The sequence below is a fragment of the Actinomadura sp. HBU206391 genome (assembly GCF_014323665.1).
Taxonomy (GTDB): Bacteria; Actinomycetota; Actinomycetes; order Streptosporangiales; family Streptosporangiaceae; genus Actinomadura_C.
Map to the genome: position 1 here is coordinate 1 of NZ_JABVEB010000219.1, position 8,758 is coordinate 8,758.

The following is an 8,758-nucleotide window of genomic DNA, read 5'->3' on the forward strand; positions in this document are numbered from 1 at the left end:
AGCGAGATCAAGGGGCAGCTCGCCGGGGCGTTGAGCGAGCGTGAGCAGGCTCTCGCCGAGCGGGAGCAGGCGCAGCGTGACGCGGCCGCGGCCTGGGGCGAGGTGCAGCGATCGCGGGCGCTCGCCGAGCAGGCCGACCGCCGGGTCGCCGAGGCCGAGACCAGCGTGCAGCAGATGCTCGCCCAGCGCGAGTCGATGCGCGAGGCGAGGGACGAGGCGCAGCGGCGCGTCGAGGAGATGGCGGCCGCTCGCCGCAACGCCGAGGCCGAGCGCGACATGCTCGCCGAGCGCGTGGGCGAACTCTCCCGCGCCCTCGAATCGGCCCATGCCGAGCTGCCGACCCTGCGCGCCAAGGTCGGCGAGGCCGAGATGGGGTCGCAGAGCCTGCAGCACGCGGCCGCGTCCGCTAGGCAGGAGGCCGATGAGGCCCGCCAGCGGCTGCAGGAGGCCGAGCTCGAACGCCAGCAGGCGCTGGAGGCCGCCCGGCAGGCGCTGGAGGCGGCCAAGCAGGCCGAGATGGCCAGGGACTCGGCCGCGCAGACCCGGGCCCAGGCCGACTCCGAGATGGCGCTGGCGCGTGGTCAGGTGGACAAGGCCAACCGGGAGCGCGACGGCGCGGTCGCGGCGATGCGCCAGATGGCCGCCGAGCGCGACGCGGCGCTGACCAAGCTCCAGGAACGCGATCAGTGGGTCGACCAGCTCGCCAACGCGGTCACCGAGCAGCGCGACGCGCTGAAGGCGCTCTCCACCGAGCGTGACGCCGCGCGCTCGGCGGCCGATCAGGCCCGCGGTGTGATCGACGAACTCTCCCGCCAGCTCCGCGGGATCATGCCCACGCACTGATCGACACGCCCTGATCGAAACGTTCGCCGGCGCCGGGCCCGGCGGCCTGCCCACGGCAGGCAGAGATGTGAACGGCCACTGGCAGGCCTCGCGCCAGGTCACCCGGTCCAACTGTTATCCTGGTGGCCCGTGGACAGGGCGGTTCACGACCGCCTCGCCAGCGACCACGGGAGCGCATTCTTGCCATCGGCAGCCATTGGTAGATCACGGGCTACCAAGCACCTTTTCGTCACCGGCGGCGTCGCCTCCAGCCTGGGTAAAGGGTTGACGGCGTCCAGCCTCGGGCGGCTTCTCACACTGCGCGGCCTGCGGGTCACCATGCAGAAGCTCGACCCCTACCTCAACGTCGACCCCGGCACGATGAACCCCTTCCAGCACGGGGAGGTCTTCGTGACCGACGACGGGGCGGAGACCGATCTCGACATCGGTCACTACGAGCGGTTCCTCGACACCGAACTGCACGGCTCCGCCAACGTCACCACCGGCCAGGTCTACTCCAACGTGATCGCCAAGGAGCGGCGCGGCGAGTACCTCGGCGACACGGTGCAGGTGATCCCGCACATCACCAACGAGATCAAGGACCGGATCCGGAGCATGGCCGAGTCGGGTGTCGACGTGGTCATCACCGAGGTCGGCGGCACGGTGGGCGACATCGAGTCGCTCCCGTTCCTCGAGGCCGTACGGCAGATCAGGCACGAGATCGGCCGGGACAACTGCTTCTTCCTGCACGTGTCGCTGCTGCCCTACATCGGGCCGTCCGGCGAGCTCAAGACCAAGCCGACCCAGCACTCCGTCGCCGCGCTGCGCAGCATCGGCATCCAGCCCGACGCGATCGTGTGCCGCTCCGACCGGCCGATCACGCAGGGTCTCAAGCACAAGATCAGCCTGATGTGCGACGTGGACGAGGAGGCGGTCGTGTCGGCCGTCGACGCGGCGAGCATCTACGACATCCCCAAGGTGCTGCACTCCGAGGGACTCGACGCCTACGTGGTCCAGCGGCTCGGGCTGCCGTTCCGCGACGTCGACTGGGGCGACTGGGACGAGCTCCTGCGGCGGGTCCACCGCCCGGCCCGCGAGGTCGTCATCGCGCTGGTCGGCAAGTACATCGACCTGCCGGACGCCTACCTGTCGGTCACCGAGGCACTTCGGCACGGCGGCTTCGACAACGACGCCCGGGTGAACATCCGCTGGGTCAAGAGCGACGACTGCGCGACCCCCGAGGGCGCCAAGCGCGAGCTCGACGGCGTCGACGGCGTCCTCGTGCCCGGCGGCTTCGGCGTCCGCGGCATCGAGGGCAAGATCGGCGCGGTGCGGTACGCCCGCGAGAACCGCATCCCGATCCTCGGCATCTGCCTCGGCCTGCAGTGCATGGTCATCGAGGCGGCGCGGGCGCTCGCCGGGATCCATGAAGCGGGCAGCACCGAGTTCGAGGACGGCATCGCGCACCCCGTGATCGCGACCATGGCCGACCAGGTCGACGTCGTCGCCGGCGAGCGCGACATGGGCGGCACGATGCGGCTCGGCCTCTACCCGGCCAACCTGGCCGAGGGCTCGCTGGTGCGAGGGCTCTACGGCGTGCCCAAGGTCGAGGAGCGGCACCGGCACCGTTACGAGGTGAACAACGCCTACCGCGAACAGCTCGAGAAGGCCGGGCTGAACTTCAGCGGCACCTCACCCGACGGCCGCCTCGTGGAGTACATCGAGTTGCCCCGCGAGAGCCATCCGTTCTTCGTCGCCACCCAGGCGCATCCGGAGTTCCGGTCGCGGCCGACCCGGGCGCACCCCCTCTTCACCGGTCTCGTCGCCTCGGCCCTCGAGTACGCCGAGACGCGCGGCGGCGACGGCGGGCGCGCCGACGCGGTCGCCACCCCATGAGCGGCGCGGTCGGCGGCACCATGAGGGTGCGGGACACCCCGGAGCGCTGGGAGGTCGTCGACGGCATCGAGCTGTGCGCCGGCCACGTGTTCCGGGTCCGCAGGGAGCGGGTGCGCATGCCGAGAGGCGACGGCGCGGAGGTCGTCGAGCGCGACGTCGTCGTGCACCCCGGGTCGGTGGGCGTCCTGGCGCTCGACGACGAGGACCGGGTGCTGCTCATCCGGCAGTACCGCCACCCGGCCGGCCACCTGCTCTGGGAGGCGCCGGCCGGCCTGCGCGACGTCGACGGTGAGCCGCTCTGGCGGACCGCCGAGCGCGAGTTCGCCGAGGAGGCGGGCTATCGCGCGGAGCGGTGGCACACCCTGGTCGACACGTTCACCAGTCCCGGCATGAGCGACGAGCGGCAGCGCATCTTCCTGGCGCGGGGACTCAGTGAGATACCGGCTGGCGAGCTGGACTTCGAGCGGGTGCACGAGGAGGCGGACATGCCCGCGGTGTGGGTGCCGCTGGACGAGGCCGTCGCCAAGGTCCTCGGGGGCGAGCTCCACAATCCGACCGCGGTCACGGGTATCTTGGCCGCCTACGCCGCGCGCGCCAACGGGTTCAAGGATCTGCGCCCCGCCGAGGTGCCCGAGGGGTAGCCGGCGTTGGGCCCGCGCGACGCCCGGCCCGCGCGGCGCGCTCGGCCCGGCCGATCAAGCCCGTACTGTCGGAGGGAACGGGCATGATGGACGGGCGCGGAGCAAGCGGAACGGGTGGGGCATCACGCCCACCGTCCGTGGCCGCGCGGCAGTGAGGAGGCGAGCGTGAGCGCGAGCACGGCTCATGACGCCACCGTCGCCTCGGCGCTGCAGTCGACCATGGACGCCTACCTGGGTCACCTCGCCGTCGAGCGCGGGCTCGCCGCCAACACGCTCAGCTCCTACCGCCGCGACCTGCGCCGCTATGTGGCCACGCTCTCGGCGCGCGGCCGTACGGCCTTCGACCAGGTGGCCGAGACCGACGTGCTGGCGTTCCTCGCGGGGATGCGAGAGGGCGACGACGAGCACCCGCCGCTGTCGGCGGGCTCGGCCGCCCGGGCGGTGGTCGCCGTGCGGGGGCTGCACAAGTTCGCCCTCCGCGAGGGCCTGACCGCAGCCGATCCCGCGCGCGACGTCAGACCGCCCACACCGCCGCGCCGGCTACCCAAGGCCATTTCGCTCGACGAGGTCGAGCGCCTGCTAGGCGCCGCGGGGCCCGGCGACGGCGCGCGCACGCTGCGCGACCGCGCCCTGCTCGAGTTCCTGTACGGGTCTGGCGCGCGCATCTCCGAGGCCGTCGGTCTCGACCTCGACGACCTCGATCTCCGCGACGGGTTCGTGCGGGTCTCCGGCAAGGGCGGCAAGGTCCGGGTCGTCCCCGTCGGCGGCTACGCGTGCCGGGCGGTCGACGCCTATCTCGTACGGGCCCGCGCGACGCTCGCGGGCGCGGGCCGGGGCACCCCGGCGCTGTTCCTGAACGCCCGTGGCGGGCGCCTGTCGCGCCAGGGCGCGTGGATGGTGCTGCGGGCGGCGGCCGAGCGGGCGCGGCTGTCGGACGTCTCCCCGCACACCTTGCGGCATTCTTTCGCGACCCATCTGCTCGACGGCGGCGCGGACGTTAGGGTGGTGCAGGAGTTGCTCGGCCATGCGTCGGTCACGACGACGCAGGTCTACACTCTGGTGACGGTTCAGCGGCTTCGGGAGGTCTACGCGACCTCACATCCGCGCGCGAAGGGCTGAGCGGTTCGCCGCACGGCCGGTCGCGCCCAGGGCGGTGAACCGTCGGTCAACACGTCGTGAGGCGTCGGCGAAGCGTGTCGGCGTGCGGCGGAAGCGAAGCACGAGCATTGGCGCGCGTCGGCTTGCCGCAAGGTTGGTCAATCCGTAGAGTCCCGGTCTTGACGGCAAACCGCGGCCGCCGGGGAGGTTCGAACGCTGGTGACCAGCACACAGCAGGCCGAGGGGGTCCTCTCGGCCGCCATCGAGACCGATCCTAGGCGTGCCCTGGGGCCGACCCAGCGCCCCGTACCCGCCTTTCCCGATCCGGAGCCGCTGTCCGAGCACGGCCCGGCCCGCATCGTGGCGGTGTGCAACCAGAAGGGCGGGGTCGGCAAGACGACCACCACCATCAACCTGGGTGCCGCGCTGGCCGAGCAGGGGCGCCGGGTGCTGCTCGTCGACTTCGACCCGCAGGGGGCGCTGTCGGTCGGCCTGGGCAAGGGCGACCCGCGCCAGCTGGACGTGACGGTCCACAACCTGCTCCTGGAGCGCAACGTCGAGTGGGACGACGTCGTCCTCGAGACCAGCGTCGAGGGCATGGACCTGCTACCGAGCAACATCGACCTGTCCGGCGCCGAGGTCCAGCTCGTGCACGAGGTCGGCCGGGAGTACATCCTCAGCCAGGTGCTCAAGCCGGCGGTGCCCTTCTACGACTTCATCATGATCGATTGCCAGCCGTCGCTCGGCCTGCTGACGATCAACGCGCTGGCCGCGAGCGACGGTGTGCTGGTGCCGCTGGAGTGCGAGTACTTCGCCATGCGCGGTGTGGCGCTGCTCATGGAGACGATCGAGAAGGTCCAGGGCCGGATCAACCCGGAGCTGGAGATCGACGGCTTCCTCGGCACCATGTACGACTCCCGGACCCTGCACACCCGCGAGGTCCTCGGCCGGATCGTCGAGGCCTTCGGTGACCTGGTCTTCCACACGGTGATCAACCGCACCGTGCGGTTCCCCGACGCGACCGTCGTCGGTGAGCCGATCACGCGCTTCGACCCCTCGTCCATGGGCGCCAACGCCTACCGCGGGCTGGCCAAAGAGGTCCTGCAGAGGTGGCGGAACGCCGCGTGAGTCCCCTGGCAGGGCCGGCCGAGCTCCGTGCCGCCGGGAAATCGACCCTGCCGGGATAGCCGTCGGCCGAGGCCGTACGATCGCTTGATCATGGCGCCGGCGGGGAAGGTGGGGGATGGCCTCGATTACCGTGGGTGAGGTGAGTGAGGCGCTGGCGGACGGTGGCGGCCCCGGGGAACCGGCGGCCGGGCACGAGACCCCGCTGTCGTCGGAGTTCCAGGTGCACCTCGACAACTTCGAGGGCCCTTTCGACCTGCTGCTCGGACTCATCTCAAAGCACAAGCTGGACATCACCGAGGTGTCCCTGCACAAGGTGACCGACGAGTTCATCTCCTTCATCCGAGCCCGTGGCCGTGACTGGGACCTCGACCAGGCCAGCCACTTCCTGCTGATCGCCGCGACCCTGCTCGACCTCAAGGCCGCCCGGCTGCTGCCGTCGGGCGAGGTGGACGACGAGGAGGATCTCGCCCTTCTCGAGGCCCGGGACCTGCTGTTCGCGCGGCTGCTGCAGTACCGCGCGTACAAGGAGGTGGCGCAGGTCTTCTCCGGGTGGATGGCCGAGGAGGCCAAGCGGTTCCCCCGCCTGGTCACCATGGAGCCGAGGTTCGCCGACCTGCTGCCCGAGGTGCTCCTCGGGCTGGGCGCCGCCGAGTTCGCCCGGCTCGCCGCCAGGGCGCTCACCCCCAAGGCGCCGCCCACCGTCTCAGTCGAGCACATCTACCAGCCGCAGGCCAGCGTGCGCGAGCAGGCCGCTATCCTCGTGGGGAGGCTGCGCCGGCTACGGCGCGCCACTTTCCGGGCGCTCACCTCCGACTGCCCGGGCACCTATGAGATCGTGGCCCGGTTCCTGGCGCTGCTGGAGCTCTACCGCGAGCAGGCGGTGTCCTTCGAGCAGCTCGAGCCCCTCGGCGATCTGCACGTGAGCTGGACCGGCGACGACGAGGGCGAGATCGACGTCGGGGACGACTACGAAGGCGCACGAGAGCCGAACGGTGACAGCACGGATGGATGATCACACGGAACCGCTCCCGGGCGACCACGCGGCGGCGCCCGTGGGCGATCGCGCGGGCGACGTGATCGATCGCGTGGCCGAACCCGCCCCGGGGGACCTCCCGAGTCTGCGGGCCGGGCTCGAGGCGATCCTGCTCGTCGTGGACGAGCCGGTGCCCGAGGTGACCCTGGCCCAGATCCTGGAGCGTCCGCGCGACGAGGTCGTGGCGACCCTGCGCGCACTCGCCGCGGAGTACACCGAGCAGGGCCGCGGCTTCGAGCTCCGCGAGATCGCCGGTGGCTGGCGCTACTACACCAGGGACATCTGCGCCCCGGTGGTGGAGCGCTTCGTGACCGACGGGCAGCAGGCCCGGCTGACCCAGGCCGCGCTCGAGACGCTCGCCGTGGTGGCCTACCGCCAGCCGGTGAGCCGGGCCCGGGTGTCGGCCATCCGCGGGGTCAACAGCGACGGGGTCTTCCGGACGCTGAGGCTGCGCGGTCTCATCGAAGAGGCGGGCCAGGAACCGGAGTCGCAGGCCCACCTGTACCGCACGACCAGGTACTTTCTGGAACGGCTCGGGCTGGCCAGTCTCGAGGAACTGCCCGACCTCGCCCCGTACCTGCCCGACGACGTGGAAGGCCTAGAGGAAACGCAAGCGTGAGTGACAACGAAGGCATCCGGTTGCAGAAGGTCCTGGCCGAGGCCGGGGTCGGCAGCCGCCGCCACTGTGAGCAGCTGATCGCCGATGGCCGGGTGAAGGTCGACGGCAAGGTGGTGGCGTGGTTCGGTTCCCGGGTCGACCCTCAGACGGCCGTGATCCAGGTCGACGGCAAGCGGGTCGAGACCCGCGCCGAGATGCGCTACTACGCCGTCAACAAGCCGCGTGGCGTGGTCAGCACGATGTCCGATCCACAGGGCCGGCGCAGCCTCGCCGACTATGTCGACGTGCCCGAGCGGCTGTTCCATGTCGGCCGGCTCGACACCGACACCGAGGGACTCATCCTGCTCACCAACGACGGTGAGCTGTCCCACCGGCTCACGCATCCGAGTTACGGCGTCGGCAAGACCTACCTCGCCGAGGTGCCCGGCCCGATCCCGCGCGATCTCGGCAGGCGGCTGCGCGAGGGGGTGACGCTCGACGACGGCTTCGCCAAGGCCGACGGGTTCCGTGTCGTCGAGACCGCGGGCAAGCGGGCGCTGGTCGAGGTGACCCTGCACGAGGGCCGTAAGCACATCGTGCGGCGGCTGCTCGAGGAGGTGGGCCATCCGGTCCGCCAGCTGGCGCGCACGGAGTTCGGGCCGGTGCGGCTGGGCGCGCTCAAGCCGGGCACGATGCGGGCGCTGAGCTCCAGAGAGATCGGCGAGCTGTACGCGGCGGTGGACCTTTAGGGGGAGGGACCGATGACGGTACGAGCGATCAGGGGTGCGACGCAGGTCGACGCCGATGACCGGGATCAGATCCTCCGGGCGACGACCGAGCTCGTCACCGAGGTGATGGGCCGCAACGAGCTCACCACCGACGACGTCATCAGCGTGATCTTCACGGCGACGCCCGACCTGACCGCCGAGTTCCCCGCGCTGGCGGCGCGCAAGCTCGGCTTCCATGAGGTGCCTCTGCTGTGCGCCAGCGAGCTCAACGTGCCGCACGCGTTGCCACGGGTGATCCGGCTAATGGCTCATATCGAGACAGACCGGCCCCGATCGGCCCTGCAACATGTCTACCTGCGTGGCGCTTCCGCCCTCCGGCTCGACATCGCCCAGTAGTCTGGCACGGTGGAGAAACAGGGGGACCCGCGCCGTGTGGTCATTGTCGGGACCGGCCTGATCGGCACGTCGATCGCCATGGCGATGCGCGCCCGCGGTGTCGAGGTCCTGCTGACCGACCACGACAAGGCCGCCGTGCGGATGGCCGTCGAGATCGGCGCCGGTTCCGCGCTCCCCGAGGACGACCCTGACGCGCCCGCGGACATCGCCGTGCTGGCGGTGCCGGTGGCGGCCGTCGGGGCGACGCTCCGCGCCGCGCAGAAGCGGGGCCTTGCCCGCGTCTACACCGACGTGGCCAGCGTGAAGGCCCGGCCGGTGCTCGACGCCATGGAGCTCGGCTGCGACCTGCGCAGCTTCGTGCCCGGCCATCCGCTCGCCGGACGGGAACGGTCCGGTCCCGCCGCCGCGCGAGGCGACC

9 protein-coding genes and 1 pseudogene are annotated in these 8,758 nt (G+C 71.4%); all 10 read left to right on the plus strand.

The window, feature by feature from the left end; translation table 11 throughout:
* Positions 1-843: pseudogene (locus HKK72_RS31680) on the plus strand (hypothetical protein); the annotation flags it as partial.
* Between the two features lie 180 nt (positions 844-1,023).
* On the plus strand, positions 1,024-2,718 hold the full coding sequence (locus tag HKK72_RS31685) for a CTP synthase (RefSeq protein WP_222721384.1): 1,695 nt from the start codon (positions 1,024-1,026) through the stop codon (positions 2,716-2,718).
* A complete protein-coding gene (locus tag HKK72_RS31690) occupies positions 2,715-3,359 on the plus strand; it encodes an NUDIX domain-containing protein (protein WP_187238113.1) in 645 nt (214 codons plus the stop codon). The genes HKK72_RS31685 and HKK72_RS31690 overlap by 4 nt, the downstream gene beginning before the upstream one ends.
* Positions 3,360-3,524: 165 nt before the next feature.
* The gene (locus HKK72_RS31695; RefSeq protein ID WP_410050362.1) at positions 3,525-4,478 is read left to right on the plus strand and encodes a site-specific tyrosine recombinase XerD; all 954 of its coding nucleotides are present in this window, start codon (positions 3,525-3,527) and stop codon (positions 4,476-4,478) included.
* A gap of 240 nt (positions 4,479-4,718) precedes the next feature.
* Positions 4,719-5,585 carry a ParA family protein gene (locus tag HKK72_RS31700; RefSeq protein ID WP_315987554.1) on the plus strand — a complete coding sequence of 289 codons (867 nt, stop codon included), beginning with the start codon at positions 4,719-4,721 and terminating at the stop codon, positions 5,583-5,585.
* A 115-nt stretch (positions 5,586-5,700) separates the two neighbouring features.
* A complete protein-coding gene (locus tag HKK72_RS31705; RefSeq protein WP_187238115.1) occupies positions 5,701-6,597 on the plus strand; it encodes a segregation/condensation protein A in 897 nt (298 codons plus the stop codon).
* Complete coding sequence (gene scpB, locus HKK72_RS31710; RefSeq protein ID WP_187238116.1) at positions 6,590-7,237, plus strand: SMC-Scp complex subunit ScpB; 648 nt, start codon at positions 6,590-6,592, stop codon at positions 7,235-7,237. Before HKK72_RS31705 ends, scpB begins: the two co-directional genes overlap by 8 nt.
* Positions 7,234-7,965, plus strand: coding sequence for a pseudouridine synthase (locus HKK72_RS31715; protein WP_187238117.1), 732 nt, complete (start codon positions 7,234-7,236; stop codon positions 7,963-7,965). The genes scpB and HKK72_RS31715 overlap by 4 nt, the downstream gene beginning before the upstream one ends.
* Before the next feature lie 12 nt (positions 7,966-7,977).
* Positions 7,978-8,340: a chorismate mutase gene (gene aroH, locus HKK72_RS31720; RefSeq protein WP_187238118.1), complete on the plus strand. Its 363-nt coding sequence runs from the start codon at positions 7,978-7,980 to the stop codon at positions 8,338-8,340.
* A 9-nt stretch (positions 8,341-8,349) separates the two neighbouring features.
* Positions 8,350-8,758, plus strand: a 409-nt coding sequence (locus HKK72_RS31725; protein ID WP_315987553.1) for a prephenate dehydrogenase/arogenate dehydrogenase family protein, incomplete at its 3' end; no start/stop codon positions are given.